Origin of the sequence: Anaerotignum sp., from assembly GCF_031981185.1 — a bacterium.
Classification (GTDB): Bacteria; Bacillota; Clostridia; order Lachnospirales; family Anaerotignaceae; genus Chakrabartyella.
Genome location: NZ_DALYUL010000003.1, coordinates 139,723 through 159,916 on the forward strand (window position 1 = coordinate 139,723; position 20,194 = coordinate 159,916).

At 37.4% G+C, this 20,194-nt stretch carries 14 protein-coding genes; 8 read left to right on the forward strand and 6 right to left on the reverse strand.

All coding sequences use genetic code 11. From position 1 onward, the window contains the following. The first annotated feature begins 288 nt into the window (after positions 1-288). The 8 genes from RTK36_RS02640 (at position 289) to RTK36_RS02675 (ending at position 11,673) form a co-directional block, all read left to right on the forward strand. Positions 289-2,028 carry an ABC transporter ATP-binding protein/permease gene (locus RTK36_RS02640; protein ID WP_312044050.1) on the forward strand — a complete coding sequence of 580 codons (1,740 nt, stop codon included), beginning with the start codon at positions 289-291 and terminating at the stop codon, positions 2,026-2,028. Next, entirely contained in the window at positions 2,021-3,673 is a 1,653-nt protein-coding gene (locus tag RTK36_RS02645) for an amino acid ABC transporter ATP-binding/permease protein (RefSeq protein ID WP_312044052.1), read from the forward strand. Before RTK36_RS02640 ends, RTK36_RS02645 begins: the two co-directional genes overlap by 8 nt. A gap of 196 nt (positions 3,674-3,869) precedes the next feature. Further along, positions 3,870-4,154, forward strand: coding sequence for a nitrous oxide-stimulated promoter family protein (locus RTK36_RS16540; protein ID WP_312044054.1), 285 nt, complete (start codon positions 3,870-3,872; stop codon positions 4,152-4,154). Further along, positions 4,151-4,567, forward strand: a complete 417-nt coding sequence (locus RTK36_RS16545; RefSeq protein WP_312044056.1) for a YbaN family protein — start codon at positions 4,151-4,153, stop codon at positions 4,565-4,567. The genes RTK36_RS16540 and RTK36_RS16545 overlap by 4 nt, the downstream gene beginning before the upstream one ends. A gap of 565 nt (positions 4,568-5,132) precedes the next feature. After that, complete coding sequence (locus tag RTK36_RS02660) at positions 5,133-6,680, forward strand: S-layer homology domain-containing protein (RefSeq protein ID WP_312044058.1); 1,548 nt, start codon at positions 5,133-5,135, stop codon at positions 6,678-6,680. Between the two features lie 493 nt (positions 6,681-7,173). Further along, complete coding sequence (locus RTK36_RS02665; RefSeq protein ID WP_312044060.1) at positions 7,174-9,045, forward strand: PAS domain S-box protein; 1,872 nt, start codon at positions 7,174-7,176, stop codon at positions 9,043-9,045. An 86-nt stretch (positions 9,046-9,131) separates the two neighbouring features. Then, positions 9,132-10,586, forward strand: coding sequence for a response regulator (locus RTK36_RS02670; protein WP_312044145.1), 1,455 nt, complete (start codon positions 9,132-9,134; stop codon positions 10,584-10,586). Continuing rightward, positions 10,576-11,673 (forward strand): HD-GYP domain-containing protein, encoded by a 1,098-nt coding sequence (locus tag RTK36_RS02675; RefSeq protein ID WP_312044062.1) that lies wholly within the window; start codon positions 10,576-10,578, stop codon positions 11,671-11,673. The genes RTK36_RS02670 and RTK36_RS02675 overlap by 11 nt, the downstream gene beginning before the upstream one ends. A 146-nt stretch (positions 11,674-11,819) precedes the next feature. Here RTK36_RS02675 and RTK36_RS02680 read toward each other — a convergent pair whose 3' ends face one another. The 6 genes from RTK36_RS02680 to RTK36_RS02705 form a co-directional block, all read right to left on the reverse strand. Beyond that, complete coding sequence (locus tag RTK36_RS02680) at positions 11,820-13,379, reverse strand: acyl CoA:acetate/3-ketoacid CoA transferase (protein ID WP_312044064.1); 1,560 nt, start codon at positions 13,377-13,379, stop codon at positions 11,820-11,822. Between the two features lie 110 nt (positions 13,380-13,489). Then, on the reverse strand, positions 13,490-14,614 hold the full coding sequence (lcdB, locus tag RTK36_RS02685; RefSeq protein ID WP_312044066.1) for a lactoyl-CoA dehydratase subunit beta: 1,125 nt from the start codon (positions 14,612-14,614) through the stop codon (positions 13,490-13,492). A gap of 16 nt (positions 14,615-14,630) precedes the next feature. Next, entirely contained in the window at positions 14,631-15,899 is a 1,269-nt protein-coding gene (gene lcdA, locus RTK36_RS02690) for a lactoyl-CoA dehydratase subunit alpha (RefSeq protein WP_312044068.1), read from the reverse strand. Positions 15,900-15,914: 15 nt separating this feature from the next. Continuing rightward, a complete protein-coding gene (locus RTK36_RS02695; protein WP_312044070.1) occupies positions 15,915-16,694 on the reverse strand; it encodes an acyl-CoA dehydratase activase in 780 nt (259 codons plus the stop codon). 798 nt (positions 16,695-17,492) lie between these two features. Further along, positions 17,493-18,899, reverse strand: coding sequence for a peptidoglycan D,D-transpeptidase FtsI family protein (locus RTK36_RS02700; protein ID WP_312044072.1), 1,407 nt, complete (start codon positions 18,897-18,899; stop codon positions 17,493-17,495). Continuing rightward, positions 18,892-20,194, reverse strand: a 1,303-nt coding sequence (locus tag RTK36_RS02705; RefSeq protein WP_312044074.1) for an FtsW/RodA/SpoVE family cell cycle protein, incomplete at its 5' end; no start/stop codon positions are given. The genes RTK36_RS02705 and RTK36_RS02700, both read right to left, overlap by 8 nt.

Here is a 20,194-nt window from a genome sequence, read left to right on the forward strand (position 1 = left end):
CCCCATCTCCTCTCTATACCTTATCATGGATTATTTCTTTTAGCTCTCATATTTCTGGACAGCCTGTACCTTTTCATTTTTGCATCAGTTTTCCTATGCTAACTTCTTATATTTTGAAAATAACACTCCTCGTTTTTTTTGTCAACACCTGATTAAGCAAAATCATCCTTTTTAAATTGACATCAAAGAATGAGTATGCTATAGTTTTGCCATAAACCTCGCCCGTTTAAATTTTAAGAGATGCGCACAAACTAGCGTATCTACTTTTTATTTAGGAGGGCCTTTTTTATGTTTCATAAGCGTCTTTTAGAACTTGCACCAAATATAAAAAAATATATTGTGGCAACGGTTGTTTTACAATGGTTTAGTCTGTTTTGCAATATTTTTATCATGCTATCTATCAGCTTTTTGATAGATTCAACCTACCATCATAAAACTTTGGACATCCCTTTGGCGCAAAAAATCGGGGTGATACTGATACTTTTTGGCAGTCTTCGTTTTTTTGCCAATCTATTTTCATCAAAAACTGCTTTTCAATCTTCAAAAAAAGTGAAAAAACTTTTGAGAGAAAAAATATATACAAAACTTGCTCAAATCGGTACCAGCTATAATGATAAAATTTCCACAGCTGAGGTTGTGCAAATTAGCACCGAAGGGATAAATCAACTTGAAATTTATTTCTCGCAATATTTGCCTCAACTTTTTTATAGCCTTATTGCTCCAATTACCTTGTTTTTTGTTCTTTCAACTATTTGTTTTAAAGCAGCTGTTATCCTGCTTCTTTGTGTTCCTTTAATACCTGTTTCTATAATTGCAGTTCAAAAATTCGCTAAAAAATTGTTAAGCAAATATTGGACAGCATACACCGACTTAGGAGATTCTTTTTTGGAAAATTTACAAGGAATGACTACCTTAAAAATCTATCAGGCAGATGAGCTGAAGCAGAAGGAAATGAATGCAAATGCGGAAACTTTTCGCAAAATTACAATGAAAGTTCTCTCAATGCAACTAAACTCTATCTCTGTTATGGATTTGGTTGCCTATGGCGGTGCTGCAATGGGTATCCTTGTTGCTGTTATAGAATTTTCCAGGGGCAGCATTGGCTTATTTCAAACAATGGCAATTATTTTGCTTTCCGCAGAATTCTTTATCCCACTCAGACTTTTGGGCTCTTTCTTTCATATTGCAATGAATGGGATAGCAGCAGCAGACAAAATGTTTAAAATTTTGGACTGCCCCATTCCGGAAAAGGGTACCGCAAAAATTGAAGGCCTTGATATTCTTTTCAAAAATGTATCCTTTCACTATGAGAATGACAAAAATGCACTTCAAAATATCTCTTTCGCAATTCCGAAAAATGCGTTTATTTCGTTAGTGGGCAAAAGTGGCTGTGGAAAATCTACGTTAGCAAGACTTCTGAAAGGCGCTTTAAAGGGCTATATGGGCAGTATACAAATTGGCGGAATAGAATTAAAAACACTTAGTGAAAAAAGCCTGATGGAAAGCATTACTTTTGTAAACCATAATAGCTATCTGTTTCAGGGAACCATCGCTTATAATTTAAGAATGGCAAAACCAGACGCAACTGATGAGGAGCTTTATTCCATTCTCCAACGTGTAAATTTTTTAGACTTTATTCTAAATGAAAAAGGACTAGAAACCTCTATTGCAGAACACGGAAGCAATCTCTCCGGCGGTCAGCGGCAACGTCTGGCTCTGGCTCGGGCATTGCTGCATGATACCCCTATTTATATCTTTGATGAAGCTACTTCAAATATAGACGTAGAGAGTGAGGCGTATATTATGGAAGCAATTGAGCAGCTAGCGAAAACAAAAACAGTAATTTTAATCTCCCATCGCCTTGCAAATGTTGTGAATTCCAGCTGTATCTATGTTTTGGAAGAAGGGCACATTCTCCAAAATGGCACCCATAGCGCACTGATGGAGACCTATTCTCTCTATAGCCAGCTATTCAGTCAACAGAAGCTTTTGGAGGAATATGGAAAAGGTGGTGCTCAATATGCGTAGAAGCGGAATAAAGATAATGGCAGGTCTCATTGGGCTCATTCAACCACTGCTCCACTTTATGTTTATGGCAATCTTTTTGGGTGTGATGGGGTATCTCTGTTCCATATCTCTTACTATCTTAGGAACCAGTGCGGCAATGAAAATCCTTGGTTTTGAAGTTTATTTCAGCTTGAAAACAATTTTAACCCTGCTAATACTTTTTGCTGTATTACGTGGTTTTTTTCGCTATGGAGAACAGAGTTGTAATCACTACATTGCTTTTAAGCTATTAGCCATCATACGGGATAAAGTGTTTCGTGCATTGCGTTGCCTATGTCCTGCTAAGCTGGAAGGAAGAAACAAAGGAAACTTAATTTCCATTATCACAGAAGATATTGAATTGCTAGAGGTTTTTTATGCCCACACCATTTCCCCTATTGCAATTGGCATCATTACTTCTATACTTTTTGTAATCTTTATAGGAAGCCTCTCACCCATTCTTGGGGCTATCGCCGCTGTTTCCTATTTTTGTGTTGGTGCCATCATCCCGTTACGAAATGGTAAAAAAATAAAAAATATTGGAATGGATTACCGCAATACGATTGGCAATCTAAACTCTTCTTTTTTGGAAAGCTTGCGTGGACTTGATGAACTTATCCAATATGGTCAAACAGTAACTCGTCTGCATGAAATCAATGACATTACAAAAGTTTTGTCAGATAAACAGAAGAAATTAAAAGATGCCGAAGGTTTTACAAAAGCAATTACTGAAATCGCAATCCTTGCATTTACGGCAATCATGCTTTTTTCAGCAATGACACTTTTTTCTAAAGGGATTCTGTCATTTGAAAAGTCCTTACTTGCAACAGTGACCCTTATGAGCTCCTTTGGCCCTGTTGTTGCCTTAAGTAATCTCTCCAATAATCTAGCCCATACCCTAGCAAGTGGAGAACGTGTTCTTTCACTTCTGGAGGAAACACCTGAAGTTGTAGAAAAAACGGATGGAAAAGATATAATTTTTTATGACGCTCAATGCAAAAACCTGACCTTTGGTTACGGCGAAGAAAAAATATTAGAAAATCTCTCTATTGATATCCCAAATGGAAATATCATTGGGATTCATGGAAAAAGTGGCTGTGGAAAGTCCACCCTATTAAAGCTTCTCATGCGGTTTTGGGATAAAAGCACAGGAAGTATTACACTTTCTGATACAGAGATAGAGGAAATCAATACAAAATCCTTGCGTAACAGTGAAAGCTACTGTACACAAGAAACCTATCTTTTTCATGATACCATTGGTAATAATATTCGCCTTGCAAAAGCCGATTCTACACAAGAAGAAATAATTACAGCGGCGAAAAAAGCTGCCCTCCACGACTTTGTGGAAACACTACCAAAAGGCTATGATACCTCCATCGGAGAATTGGGAGACAAGCTTTCTGGGGGGGAAAAACAACGAATTGGTTTGGCAAGAGCCTTTCTCTCAGGTGCGCCGTTTATGCTTTTGGATGAGCCCACAAGTAATCTTGATAGTTTAAATGAAGGAATTATTTTAAAATCCCTTTATGAAGCCAAAAATGTCACAATCCTTTTGGTTTCTCATAGAAAATCAACTTTAGGCATTGCTTCAAAAATTATTTCAGCAGAAAGGGGACGCCTCAGCTAGGAATTGCAGATTTCAAAATACAAAAAAGATTATTATAAAAAGTACCACTTAAAAATTAATCTGACAAAGTGCAGGACTTTATAGAGAGGGTTTGTGCTCAGCTACACAAAGTGGAATAAGCTTTCTGAAGCTTTTTTGAATTTGAAGCTGCTTCCTAGGGTTTTATGAATCATATAAAAATAAATAAAGAAAAAAAATGATCCTTTTCATGATAAAATTATTTTGTGTTAAAAAACACAAAACATCAGTATGTTTATGTGAAGAGTGTGATAAACTTCTTTCTTATGCTTATCAAAAAATTGAACATTGTCCTTTCATGGAAACAAAAACCTTTTGCAGTATTTGCAAAGTTCATTGCTATAATGTTTCCATGCGGGAGAAAATAAAAGTTGTAATGGCTTTTTCCGGCCCCAGGATGCTTCTCTATCATCCTGTTGCCGCCATGAGCCATTTGATTCATTCTAAAATTTTAAGGAGATGATCAAACTGAAATACATATTTATTGGGTTGGGTTTTTTATTTTTCGGCATTGGTGCAGTTGGTGTGGTTGCTCCCCTTCTGCCTACAACTCCATTTTTACTTTTGGCTTCTTTTTGCTTCGCCAAAGGCTCAGAACGTTTCAACAGATGGTTTAAAGCAACTAAAATCTATAAGAATAACTTGGAAAGCTTTGAGAAAAACCGCTCAATGACATTAAAAACAAAACTTTGTATCTTAATTCCTGTATCCTGTATGCTTATATTCGCTTTTCTTATGATGCATAACGCCTATGGTAAAGGATTCATTGTATTTTTGATTTTATTTAAATATTATTATTTTATTTTTAGAATTAAGACCTCTCCCCCAGGAACAATGGAACAAAGTAGGCAATCCAAAAACCCTTCTCTTGATTGAAATATTTAACCTGTATCTTCATTATAATCTTATAATTGACTATTTTTCATTTCTCTTGAAAAATAGGGATGGGACAATCCCATCCCTATTTGTTTTGGTTTCATCCTAATTCTTAATTCCCATAGGGAAAAGTTACCATTTATTTTTTTTTGCGTTTTTTGGATATTATGGTATAATATTCATAGATTTTGCCGATTTTTTTGTTATAAAGTGATTTAAAGGCCTAAACGCCCTTGCAAAATAAAAAAATTAAGGCCTATATCAAGAAAAACAAGTAATCATGAGAGTTTATTTATCTTACCTAATGGTTGATATGTATGGTATTACTATAGTTTTATAAGCAAACGAGATTAATAAAATATCATACAAAAATATTCTTATTTTCATCATAATTATACCGTTTTTTTGTATTTGAGGAATATTTTCCTAAAGTTCAGATAAGAATATGACCAATCCTTCTTTGCAAAAAATTGCTCTGTAGGGCCTATTGAAGGAGTAATCTACTTCCTCCAATATTGATATAGCTCAAAAAAGGTTTGAAATTAAAAACAGAAAGGATGATAGCATGAAGCGGTTTGTCGCACTAATTATGATGCTGCTTATGGCAATGAGTGGCACCATGCCCGTCTTTGGGGCAATCGTGACAAATGCTGATCCATGGGCAAAAGTCTCCATGGAGTTTGCATATAATCAAGGATTGATTACGGAAGAGAACCTTCTGGATGCCAAAAGAGAAATTACAAGACTTGAATTTTGTAAAATTGTGGTGCTTCTATACGAGAACAGCAAAGGAGAAAAATTGGTTCCGAAAAGCCAAAGTCCCTTTACGGACTGTAATAATCCATCAGTTATCGCAGCTTATGAAGCTGGAATCATTAGCGGAACAGAACCAACAAAGTTTAAGCCTAATGATAACTTAACGCGTGAACAACTGGCTATACTGCTTAATCGAATTTTAAAACTCTGGGGTTTCGCCTTAGACCCAGGAACAGAAAAATATGCTTTCTCTGATATTTCTAATTTAGAGAAGCCTTCTATTGAAGTCATTGGCAAAATCAAGAATGCAGGCATCTTGGTTGGAGATGACGACGGTAAATTTTATCCTATGAGAGGCTTAACCTTTCAGGAAGCAGTCATTGGTTTGGTAAAAATATGCCATTATGCAGAAAAGAAAGCCACGCCCGCAGATGTCAAAAATGAAACAACTAATGAAAACAAACAGCCTTCGAAAGAAGTTGTAGAAACCATACCGGAAAAAACCAATTCCTCCTCAGAAGTCGTACAAAAAAACTTAAATATTTACGAAACAGTCTATATTAAAGACAAAGCTGTTTTTCTGGGCGAGACCACAAAACAATTGAAAGAAAGTTGGGGAGAACCCAGTAGAATTGATACAACCGTTTATGCTCTAAAAAGATATATCTATCTAAATGACTATGAAAATTATTTTTTCGTGACATTAATGGATGATAAGGTAGTAGAGATTTTTGTTCCTACAAAATATTTTTCTTATCTTGGCACCAATGGTGAAGGTACTTCTGCAAACATAAAACAGCTAAATTATATCAGTCTGGTTGAGCATAGCGGCATCGTAGAAACAGATACAACCTATGCCAGCATCCCTCTGGATTATGAGGGAACCATTCGAGGTATTTTGTTGCAAGAAAGATCATTTACTTTGGGCAACAATGAGAAAAGTGGCTTGACGATTTCAGAGCGGGAAACCTTAGAAACTCAGTTACTAGATTTAATTCAGGTAAAGCGAAAGGAGCAAGGTCTGCCACTTTTGACAAACGTTCCGAAACTTTCAAGTGTTGCATTGGCACATAGCAAGGATATGGTAGATAATAATTATCTTGACTATACAGGAACCGATGGTAGCACTCCATTCACAAGAATTTTAAATGAAAAAATCGCTTTTACTAGTGCATCCGAAGTCATTGCCAAGCACAGAGGTGACATTACCAATATCTATCACCAATGGATTAGAACAGCTGCGCAATTTCAAAGCTTGCTTGACCCTACTATGGATTCTGTAGGTGTTGGTGTTAGTCAAAAAGGAAAAGACCTTTATGTTACAGTGGATTTTTGTGGTGGATACAAAGATAAATAAGAAATCTTAAATACTACTAAGTAGGCAGGATATGACCCCTCGCCTACTTTTTTTATGTAAGTAAGTATACCGCTTTAAATATACTTGCATAAAATTTTCAAACAATCAAATCCGTGAATGGTTCATATTCTATAAATAACCTCTCTTTAATTATCTGTAATTCATTTGCCCTGATGTAAAATTTCATTATCCCATTAATAAATCTAATTATTTAGAAAATCATTTGCATATTAAATAGACAAGAACAACAAGTTTTTGGTAAAATTAATCTACAAGCCCAAATCATACCAAATAACTATTTATTTGTCCAAGAATTAAAGCCGTTGACCAGAACCCTCCGGCATAGCTAATATGTTTTTCAAAACTATGAGAAACTCTCAATTTTATGACTTGTGAGATGCTTTCATTCAAAAATAATATATAAAAATAATACTATTTAAAGTAAAAAGGTTCTACAAAAATCATCTAGTGCTTGGAAGGGAGTTAGATCACCATGAATGAAAGTAACAATACAAAGGAAAAAAAATTTCCTAAAAAAATTGCAACAGGAATTTATCTATCCCTCTATTTTAGTTCTTTTCTATTAATGTCTTATGTTTTATATCAGGAGACTATATTCATAGGAAAAACGCAAATAAACACAGTGGTACTCAATGGAGTCCTTGTCCAAATTCAATTTTTGGCAATGATTGGATTCATTACCTGTGAGGCTACAAGAAAAAGATTTCTCATAGCTTATTTGGGAAATATGCTTCTTTTTATCTTAACTGCTTTTTCTGCCTTCATAAATCACCAAGAAGATGGAATATTAGGCTTTACTGTTGCCATAATCATTCATTGCATTCTGTGGATGATGGAAAAATACGCAAAAAGTGTGAAACAACTAAGCATCTCCGAATTAAAACTTCATCTAAAAAAAGAAGAAAATGAACAGCTTCGTTTGTACTCCAGCGTAATTGAACAGTCTCCCCTATCTATTGTAATAACAGATGAACAAGGCAACATTAAATATGTAAACCCCTATTTTACAGAAGTAACAGGATATACTTTAGATGAAGTAATTGGAAAGCATACCCGTATTTTGAAATCAAATAAGAATCAGCCTGATACATATAAAACCCTGTGGAAAAATATAACTCGAGGCGAAAAATGGATTGGAGAATTCACAAATATTGATAAAAACGGAAATGAGTTCTATGAACGCGCAGTAATCTCCCCTATTATCGGTGAGAATGGCGAAACTTCCTACTATGTGAGTATCAAAGAAAATATCACTGAAGCTCTGCTTTTAAAAAATACCCTTGATGATCAAAGCCGCTTCATCAGCCAGTTGATTGATGTAATTCCAAGTTCTATATTTTATGTTGACAAAGATGATATTTTCCTTGGGGCAAATTCAGAATTTACAAGGGTATATCAAACGGATACCAATCTACATCATGGATTAAATCTCAAAGATACCCCTTGGATGGATGTACCTAAATACCAAAGATTTACTGAGATGCGTCAGGAGTCAGTAAAAACTGGAAAACCTACAATTCGTCAAATTGTCTCAAACATAAGTGGAAAAGATACAGCGCTGTTATATTGTGTTAATGCCTATTATACTTCCAATGGAGACATTGGTGGCTATATTGGCATTCTGACTGATATTTCAGAGCTGAAAGAAAAGGAAATGGAACTACAGAATGCATTCATTCGAGCCAATGCCGCTACAGAAGCAAAGTCTATGTTTCTAGCAAACATGAGCCATGAAATCAGAACCCCAATGAATGCGGTAATAGGAATGTCTTATTTGGCATTACAAACCCAATTAACAGATAAACAAAGAGATTATCTCTCCAAGATAAACAATGCAGCCACTTCCCTCCTTCGTATCGTCAATGATATTTTGGATTTTTCAAAGATAGAGGCTGGAAAGTTAAAAATGGAGCATCTGGAGTTTAATTTAGATGAAGTGCTCTCAAAATCCATTGAACTTTTGATACCCAAGGCCAGGGAGAAAAATTTAGAAGTCATTTATCATCTTCCTTGTGATATACCAGTACAAATTATTGGCGATCCCTTACGCCTCGGGCAAATCATTACGAATCTGATGAGCAACGCTGTTAAGTTTACTCATGCCGGCGAAATCCGCATTGATGTAACACAAGAAGCGCAAAAAGAAAAGAAAGTTTGTTTAAAGTTTCGTGTATCTGATACCGGTATTGGGATATCCAAAGAAAATCAGGAAAAATTATTTGAGGCATTCACGCAATCTGATAACACAATCACAAGACAATATGGCGGAACTGGGCTTGGTCTTACAATTAGTAAGACTTTGGCGGAAACGGAAAGCTGTGGCTGGAAAGTGAAGAAAATGTAGGAAGCACATTTTCTTTTACAGCTTGGTTCGATATTAGCAAAACCACTGCCTCAAAAAAATATATCACTCTTCAAGATATCAAAAAAATTAAAACACTAGTCGTAGATGATAACCCTATGGCAGGAGAAATCATGAAAGAGTACATGGAAAATCTGGGTGCCATAGTGGAATTAGCTGCATCTGGTAGTCAGGCAATCGAATTAATACAAAAAAATGGCTCTGAATCACCATATCAACTACTTTTAATCGATTGGAATATGCCGGAATTGGACGGTATGGAGACGGTAAAATGCATAAATGCATTGTCTGAAATTAAAATGAAGCCCTTGGTAATACTGGTTACTGCTTATGATTTGGAGGAAATGAAGAAGTCCGCACAAGGTTTAGGCATAGCTGCTTTTTTAACCAAACCCATTTCCCAATCGAGTTTGTATGATACAATTGTAAATATCTTTGCCAAAGATCTCTCCATATCCCAGAAAGAAGTACCCCAATATGAAACAATTTCATCTTTACATGGTGTTCGTATTCTTTTAGCGGAAGATAACGAGGTAAATCAGCAAATTGCTTGCGAGCTTTTGCAGAATCAAGGTTGCAAAGTAGCGATCTCAAATAACGGATACCAAGCAGTGCAACGTTTTAAAAATGAAACAGACACCTATGACTTAATCTTCATGGATATTCAAATGCCTGAAATGGATGGATTTGAAGCCACAAAACAAATACGAGAAATAGACGCCCAAATTCCTATCATTGCAATGACTGCCAGAAATATGTATGAGGAAAAGGAGAAATGCTATCAAGCAGGTATGAATGATCATATTGCCAAACCCATTGATCCGGAACTGCTGATGGAAATGGTTGCGAAATGGGCAAAGACAAGCAATACTTCAAATTTGCAAGACTATCCAAAAATCCACACTGATAAATCAGAAGAAAACACAGAAAATTCTTGTGATGCTATTTATGGAGTAGATACTGAAATGGGAATATACCGTCTTTCAGGCAATAAGGATCTATATGATAAACTTCTTTATAGTTTTGCAACAGAACAGATAGAAATTGTAGAAAAAATAAAAAACAATTTAGAAGATTATGTATTGCTACAAAACCAAGCCCATCAGCTAAAAGGAGTTTCTGGTAATATTGGTGCCACAAAGGTATATCAACTTTCTAGTGAGCTTGAAAGAATGGCTGAATTGCATTGTCCTCTTAATGATTTGAAAGTAGCAGCAGAAGCAGTGGCTAATGAATTTCAAAAAGTTTCTGCGGAAATTGTGTTGGCGGCTACAAAAAAAGAGCAAGTAATTTCTACAGAAGAGATATATAGCGAAAACACAGATGAAATCATTCTTAAGTTAGCAGGAATGCTGGAAAAAGGAGATGTAGAAAGCATAGCATATTTTAACAAAATAAATCCTGCCCTAAGAAATATATTAGGCGAAGATTTATTTCAAACAATAGATGCCTATATCGCAAGATATGAATTTGATGAAGCTGAGGTTGTACTTCGGAAATGGAGGGGGACAAATGAATACTAGAGATAGTGATACAAAATATACCGTTATGGTTGTTGATGACATACCGGATAATATCACTTTATTCTCGGAATTATTAAAGGACCAATATCATGTGAGAATTGCTTTAAATGGAGATCGGGCATTAAAGCTGATTACAGAAGAGCCGCCGGATATTATATTACTGGACGTTATGATGCCGATTATGGATGGCTATGAAACATGTCGTAGGTTAAAAGAGAATGAGGCCTTGAAAGACATTCCTGTAATTTTTCTTACTGCTAAAAGTGAGCCTGAAGATGAGAATATAGGCTTAAATCTTGGTGCGGTTGATTACATAACAAAGCCAGTTAATCCCCAAATTTTTTCATCTAGAATTAGGGCCCATTTATCAGCTAAACTGGCGAATGATATTCTAAAAAATAGGAATCAATATCTTGAAGATGAAGTCAAACGAAGAACAAAAGAAGTAACAGCTTTACAGGAAATAACCATCATGGCCATGTCTAGCCTTGCAGAAATTCGGGATAATGAAACAGGAAATCATCTGCAAAGGACAAAATTATATGCCCAGAAATTATGCCTCTATTTGGCGAAAAAATCAAAATATTCACACCTTTTGGATGAGAAAACAATAGAACAACTCGTGAATGCCGTTCCTTTACATGATATTGGAAAGGTTGGCATTCCTGATGCAATTCTACTAAAACCTGGAAAACTAACCTTGGAAGAATTTGAGATTATGAAAACACACACATTATTAGGAAAGGAAGCCATAGAAAAGGCGGAGAAATTGGTGGACTGTCCCGATGATTTTCTACAAATTCCAAAAGAAATAGCATATAGTCATCATGAAAAATGGGATGGTAGTGGATATCCTAATGGTCTTTCAGGTGAAAATATCCCTTTATCAGCCAGAATTGTGGCTTTAGTAGATGTGTATGATGCCTTGACTAGCAAAAGGGTTTATAAGCCAGCTTTTTCCCATGAAGAAGCCATCAAAATTATTTGCCGTGACTCAGGAACGCATTTTGATGATGAGCTTGTGAAAGCATTTCTAATTCTTGCTGATGATTTTAAGGCTATCAGCGATAAATACAAAGATGATTAATCCTAATTGCTTTTGCCGCAAGAAAGCAAAAAAATTCAACTTAGCCACCTGCTATGCAGGTGGTTTTCCTAGACTAAAATAAAAAATCCCCCTGTCTTTTCTACAAAGCAGGGGGTAATATTTTATATCTATCTTGAAACCAGAAATCAGGATTTCATTTCTTTCAAGCCCATTAAGCCTTCTGCAAATAAAGCAGCGTCCATCAATTTGATTTGGCCGTTTGCATCTCTGTCAATAATAGGTTCAAATTCCATAACATCAAGAATTTGTGTCTGTAAATCAATTCCAGGTGCAATTTCAGATAAATGCATACCATCTTCCTTCAAAAGGAACACACATCTTTCTGTAATATAAGTTACTTGTTGCTTATTCGCAAGTGCAACGTCACCGTTAAATGTAATCTGCTCAACAGACTTCAAGAACTTTTTCTGCTTGCCTTCTTGAACAATAACAACCTTGCCATCTTCGATTTTAACTTTCAAACCACCTGCTGTGAATGTACCACAGAAGAATACCTTAGGAGTATTCTGTGTAATATTGATGAAACCACCACAACCAGCGATACGAGGGCCAAATCTGGATACGTTGATATTGCCTTTTTCATCACATTCAGCTAAGCCTAAATAGCAAAGGTCTAAACCGCCGCCATCATAGTAATCAAATTGATAACCTTGATCAATCAATGCATCTGCATTATAAGAAGCACCAAAGCGAACGCCACCAGCTGGAACGCCACCAATAGCACCACTTTCAGCTGTCAAAGTCATAAAGTCAACGATACCTTCTTCATCAGCAACACTGGCTACAAATTCAGGAGCACCAACGCCTAAATTTACAGCAACGTCTTTTTCTAATTCAATGGCACCACGACGACCAATTACTTTTTTTGCACTTAAAGGAAGTGGCTCGCCAACAACCTCTGGTCTTCTATGCTCGCCTGATAATGCAGGATCATATTCACAATCTAAAGATTGCTGATGATCTTCTGGGTCAGCAACAACAACATAGTCAACATAAATTCCAGGAACTTTTACATGACGAGGATCAAGCGTACCCGCTTTTACTACTCTTTCAACTTGAACTACAACGATACCACCACTATTTTTAACAGCCTGGCATACGGAAGTTCCTTCCAGAGGAGCAACCTCTTTTTCAAATGTAATATTACCACTTTCATCCGCGTAAGTACCACGAATAAGCGCTACATGAATGGGAAAAGCAGGGTAGAACAAATATTCCTGACCCTTAATCTCTACCAATTCAACAATATCTTCTTTGGTAATATCATTTACTTTACCGCCACCATTTCTAGGGTCAATAAATGTACCGATACCAACCTTTGTAAATACACCTGGCTTATGAGCCGCGATATCACGGAACAGATGGCATACATTATAAGCCTCCATTTTATTTTCCATCGCCATTTTGCCCAAAGCAGGAACAGTAGCCCAGTGACCAGCGATGTAACGTTTTAAAAGGCCTTCATGAGCAAAGTGCTCAGCACCTCTTCCGTCTCTGTTACCTTGAGAACCACAATAAACATATGTGATGTTTTTTGGTTCGCCTGTTTCTAAAAATCTTTTTTCCACAGCTCTATCAAGAGCCTCAGGGATTGCATTTCCAACGAAACCGCTTGTTGTAACTGTATCACCGTCTTTAATGAGTTTTGCTGCCTCGTCTGCGGTAATAATGGGAACCTTTCTCATTTTCGAAAATCCTCCTAAAACTTAATCGATTTTTGCTTATTTGCTTATTACAATACACTGGAGCAGTCACCCACCCCAGTGTACAGTTTTGTAGCAAACGATTGTTCAAATTACAGCATTTCTACGAAAGACTGCAGTCTTGTCTTAATCTGTTCGAAGGAAGAAACTTCCTGATCAACTTCGATCATCAGACTCTTAATGCCTTTTTCTTCAAATTCTCTGTACATTACAGGGTAATCCCATTCTTCAGGATCACAGAATTTCATCATTGCAACAACAATAGCATCTGCGCCAGTCTGAATTGTTTTGTTAATCAGCATTCTGCCGCGGCCTTTCTTTGTATCAGTCGCAAGAGAGCAACCGTACATTTGCTGCCAAGCTTTTGCCATTCTGTAAAGAGGGCCACCTTCTCCATCCAGAACGTCAACACGAATCTGTCTGGATTCCTGAGCCAAATCGTCATCAACGATAGCAATTTTGAATTCATTGAAGATATCAAGCAATTCGTTAGGCTCAAGTAAGATACCTGTAACAACAACTTTCTTGCCATCCCAAGGCTGAACAGGCATAGCCTTAATTTCAGCGATAAGTTCTTTAACAAGTGCTGTGTGTTTTTCTTTCAACATGAACTGTCTTGCTTTGAAAACAGCATGACGGTTAACTGCATCAATTACCTGAGGGTAATCAGCTGCAACTTTTACAAATTCACGCATAACTGCTCTATTTTCATTGTAAATTGCAATAGAATTTTCCAAAGCAGCATTTGATATTTTCACGCCCAAAATTGATTCAAGCTGTGTTTTTACCAATTCATATTCTGTTACTAAGAACTGATTTGCAGCTTCCAATCCTCTGTTCTGAGGATGTGTAAATACAACTACAGGGGATGTGCCTTTCCATTTCTGGCTTAAGCACTTTAATGTATCACAAGGTACAGAGAAAATTACAGCAGAAAGGTCATCATAAGCGCCTTCACACTGCAGTTCCATAACCTGCTGCATAATTGAACAAGCAAATGCAGGAAGATATGTACGTGCCTTGGAAATTGTTTTACCTTGTGCACCCCAAATACCCATAGGTAAATAGCCAGCTGCGTGCACCATCTCTTCAGGAGCGTAAATAGGCATAATACCTACTGCACCCTTACCTGTTTCCGCCTTATAGTCATCCATTGCTTTTTTAGGATTTGCGGCAACGTCTTTTAATTGGGATAAAATAGCTTCTACTCTACTCATCGTTTTCTCCTCCTTATTATTCTGCTGCAGCCATGTTGGCTTCCATCATTTCAACCAGTGCCTGAACACGTGTATCAAACTGTGCGGGAGAGAATACGCGAGGGTCTGTCTGGTCACCATCGATGCTTACATAAGGCAAACCATTCTTTTCTTTGATAATTTCAGCTGTTTCAACGTTAAGGAAGCTCATCAGCTTACAGCTTCTGTTCAAGTGGTAAACTGTACCATCCACCTGGCCTTTTTCCATAATACCCAACAGAACATCAACTTTGTTCTGTAAGCATGTGTTAATATAAATTCTTGTATAAGCTTCGGCCATAGAGTGCATAGATTCATCATTTGCATCATAGTGCAAATCCCAAAGTGCAGGGTAAGCTGTACCTGTCATGATAGAATTGAGGTTCTTCATGGACTTGAATGTGTGACCCAAGTGAGGCCATACAGCAATACCTTCCCATTGGAAACGAGTTTTTTCAGCTCCCTTGAATGCGTAGATACCAGCCTTCAAGTTTTCTTCTAATTCGTCTGCAAATGCCTTGAATGTAATTTCAGAATAATCCAAAGAACGGCAAGCAACGATCAAAGCCATATAGTTAAACAAATCGAAGCCATTCAAAGGTGATGGTTTATATTTAGACATTTCAGCAATTCTGTTCCATTGATATACAGAACGCTGTGTCTGGTCTTTAACTTCTTTAAACTTCTTCCAGTCAAAAGGTTTACCACAGATTACTTCCAGTTGAGAAATTGCATTTCTGAACTGATCTGCAATATAAGCCTTTGCATATTCAGGAATAGGCATTGTGTGGTTGAAAGGAACGTCGATAACGATGCAAGGAATGTCTAATTCTGCTGCAAGGTTTTCATACCATTTCAACAATGTATTACAAATGTTATTACATGTGATTACCAAGTCTGGCAGAGGAACGTCTGCTGCAGGAGAGTTGACCAAAACCTCAGGTTTTACACCTGTAATTGCAGTTTCCTTCAGGCATTCCATGTAGCCCATGTTTACTCTACCATAAGAACAGCAGTCAACATTGTAGCCTTTTCTATCAGCAACTTCCAACATGTCCATTGCGCCTTTTCTTGCGCCAATACCTGCTGCATGGGTTTCAGGATAAACCATTGCGATACCCATTGTTACGCAGAATTCAGGGGGAGCTACGGAAGCAGACCAGCAAACAAGATCGCCTCTTGCTTTTGCTTCTCTTGCATCTTGATCAGCCTTTCCCTGAAAGTAGGCTAACAACTGTTTTGCTTTCATGCCTTGTGTTAAACTCATTCTAATCCCTCTTTCTTATTTTTTTTGTGCCGCTTCATATGCGTACAATGCCGCACCCAGCGCGCCTGTCGTTTGTGGATTTGGTGCCACAATTACGTCTGTTTTCAATACACCAGCCACCGCTCTAACTACGCCTGCGTTTTTTGCAACACCGCCTGTCATTACGACGTCTTTTTCCAAGCCGCCTCTGTAAGCCAAGCCGCAAGCTCTGCTGGCAACTGAAAGGTGAACACCTTTAATGATGTTATTTCTACTTACGCCATTGGATAACTGAGAGATAACCTCAGATTCTGCAAATACTGTACATGTGCTGCTGATCGGTGCAGTATCTGTAGCTTGTTCATCCAATTCGGCCATTTCATCCAGGGTAGTTTCCAATACTCTTGCCATTACTTCCAGGAAACGCCCTGTACCTGCCGCACATTTATCATTCATAAAAAACTGCTTGATACCACCCTTGTCATCCAGACGGATTGCTTTCGCATCCTGCCCGCCAATGTCAATGATGGTGCGTGCAGTGGGTACCAAAAAATAAATTCCTTTGGCATGACAGCTAATTTCACTGATTTGTTTATCTGCATCAGGATAATTAAATCTACCATAGCCCGTTGCGACTGTATAAGAAATATCCTCTTTCTTCAGTCCGCTTACCTCAAAGGCCTTGTCGAGGGCCCTCTGAGGACCAGAAGATCCTGTTCCTACCTGAACAACCTCCGCAGCCACAATGTCTTTACCGTCCTTCAAAATTAATGCTTTTGATGAAGCGGAGCCAACATCTATACCTAATGTGTACATTCTCTTTTGTCCTCCTCCATATTTATCTCATACGAATAAAACACGCGTTAATTTCGATTTTTCCAGCTATCTATAAGCCTCAATATGGTTAATAAAAAAACTCTATCCCACAATGACAACAGAAAAAACCTATATCCAATATTATTGTAGAATATAAGCTAATTTATTTATACTGCAACTAGAAAATCTTGTTGCATGAACCCTCCTGTTATCGTCTTGATTATAACACTATTCATTTTTTATTGCAACCTAAATTGTTAAAAAATTATTATTATTTGAAAAATTTTGGACATTTTCAATACAAAAAATTTTTTCACAAATGAAGCTCTTTCATTTTTACAAAATATGAGAGAGAAAAACGGACTTTTTTGTCAATAAAAACTTATTTTTAACCAAAATCATTTCTTTTTTAGCTATTTTGACTTTGTTAATAAAAATTTACTGCTAGATATTAGCATATTAAATTTCCATATTGGAATTAAAATCAACGATAAATACTTGCTGTTTTTCGTGATAGTGTTCTTTCCATCCGTTTTTTTGTTAAAAATTATGCAAAAATGCCGTTGGAGCTTTGCATAAAATGTGTTGATATTTAACGGTTTTAATCAAAAATATACATAAACCGAGCGGTCTTTCTTTAGGAAAAACCACTTTGTCTGAGAAACGACTTAAATATATGGATTTTGTTTCTTTTTCAATACAAAATTTCATTTCAGTTTCTATTTGTGTAGGAAAAGTCACCATATCAACTTACTTTTTGAGTGTTAATTATGGTATAAATCCCAATAAACTGAGAATTTATTCATTCTCTAGTTGATTCAGAGCCTCTTTTATCACCTTCCCTGCAATCGGTGTCGCACTGCCATATGCTTTAGAATTCTCTATTACTACCGCCACCGCTACCTTCGGATCTTCCGCTGGCGCAAAGCCAACGAACCATGAATGATCTTTTCCAGTGGCATTCTCGGCTGTACCAGTTTTTCCCGCTACAGTGATGCCTTTCACAGATGCGGCAGTCCCCGTGCCCTTTTCCACAACCGAAACCATCATATCACGTAGAACTGTGGCTTCTTCTGCCGTACAAATTTCTGCCAGTTTTTTTGGAACCGTCTGCTTTCCTGCCTTACCATTGCTGTATTGAATATGGTCTATTATATAAGGCTGCATCATAATACCTTCGTTTGCAATGGCTGATGCCAGCATCGCCATATACAATGGCGTTACCGCCGTTTTACCTTGGCCAATTGCTGTTTCAACCAGTTCACTTTCCGAAGAACTTGCATTCAATCCAACTTTATTTTGGCTATAGGCCAAGTCGAAAGAAGAAGGCGTTTCCATACCCACCCGCTCCATAACACCTTTTAGTTTGGATGGCCCGATCTCTGTGGCCAATTGTGCAAAATAGCAGTTGCAAGAAACTGTCAACGCCTGTTTCAAATCTACAGTTCCATGGGCCTTATTGTTATAACAATGAATCACCTTATTTTCAAATTCAGCTTCTCCAGTGCATTCATAGGTTCTTGTTTGCCAGTCCTTTTTATTTTCCATTATTGCAAGAGAACTCACAAGTTTAAACGTAGATCCAGGGGGATATAAGCCTTGCGTTGCTCTATTTACCAAAGGACTGTTCTCATTATCCTTTAGGTTATCCCAATTAGCAGCAACAGTATTCGGATCAAAATCCGGATATGCCTGTAATGCCAGTATTCGCCCTGTTGATGGTTCCATCACCACCACAGCCCCCTTGGCATTACCCAAAAGATTACCGGCAGTTGTTTGTATATCCATGTCAACTGTTACTACAACACTGTTTCCCACCAATTCCTTTCCTGTGGAAACGGATAGTACCCTTTGTAAAAATTCGTTATGCAAAGTCATCATCTGAAAATTTTCGGCAGCCTCAACTCCTGTTTTCCCAACGCTGCTATATCCTGTAATATGGGCTGCCATACGAGAACGGAGATACTTTCTCTCATAAGTTCCATCTTTTTGCAATACGCTAGTGGCCAAAATGTCTCCATCTCGATCTATGATATCACCACGACGAATGCTGTTATCCACATAACGCAAACGCGCATTATAGGAATTAGCAGAAATCCCGTCTCGATCCATTAAAACCAGTTTCCCCATGTATCCTAACAAGAGAAAAAAACAAAGAACCAGAAGCCAAAAAATTCGCCTGATGCTTCTTTTCATATTATTCATAGCCTTCGTCTCCTTCAACTTCGAAAATGGGAGGAGCTTCCTCGTCTACACCATGCTGTTCGCAATAAACACAAACCCACTGCAAAAGCCCTATCATCATAAGGCTGACCAAAACAGAGGTACCACCATAGCTAACAAAAGGTAGGGTTACCCCCGTTAAAGGGATGAGCTTGATTACACCGCCAATAATGATAAATGCTTGGAAACAAAGCATTGTTGTAACTCCGATGGCTAAAATACTATAGTATCTTCGTTTGGAATCCAAGGCAATGCGCACTCCCCGATATAACAACATAATAAAGATACAAATTACCCCTGCGCCAAACAGTCCACCGAATTCTTCACAAATTGCAGCAAAAATGAAATCGCTTTCCACAACGGGAATACTTTTTGGCATTCCCTTGGTCAAACCGCTGCCAAACAACCCCCATGTAGTAATCGCAAATAAAGAGTTTACAATTTGATAGCCACCCTTGTCAATATCTGCCCAAGGGTTTTGCCAAGCAGCAACACGTACCCGAACGTGAGAGAAAATTTTGTAGGCCAACGTAGCAGCACCGCATGCTGCCCCCATTCCAAGCAAAAATAAAAATTCATTTGCAGTGGCAATATACAGCATAACCATATAAGTCATAAAGAAGATTAATGCACTACCTAAGTCCTTTTGCAAAACCAAAAGCATAACCACTCCTGCACTTAGTACACCAGTAATGATAAATTCTTTCCACTCTATCCTTTTACGAAATACACTGGCAAGGTAAAATATAAATAAAAACTTGACTAACTCTGATGGTTGAAAGGTGATTCCGCTTATCTTCAGCCAGTTTGTGGAACCGTGGCGTTCTACCCCAAAAATTTTAGTGCATAGTAATAAGCCAAAGCAAAAAATAATATACGCCCACTCAAAAACCTCAAATCGTGGAATCAAGCGGAAAAAGAATGGAAGCATTAACATACCTACCAGTCCTATGACCATCCACATCAATTGCTTATATGCTAAGCTTGGATCGATCCTTTGTAGCATAATTAAACTTAAGTCCATCAAAAACAAGGTACCCGTCCAAATCAGAGGACAGCCTTCATAATAAAATCGATCTAAAAAATGTATTGATGCCAGCAAAAAAACACATCCTGCCGCTCCAAACACTACCGTCTTCCAATCGTATATCCCTGAATCCCGATTAAAAGCCAAAATCAAAAATGCAGTAATGTGCATCAAAATAATAAGGCGTCGTTGGATAGAAACCGCATGATAAGGGCTGCCCAGAAAGCCGCCCTGCTCATACGCAATATAA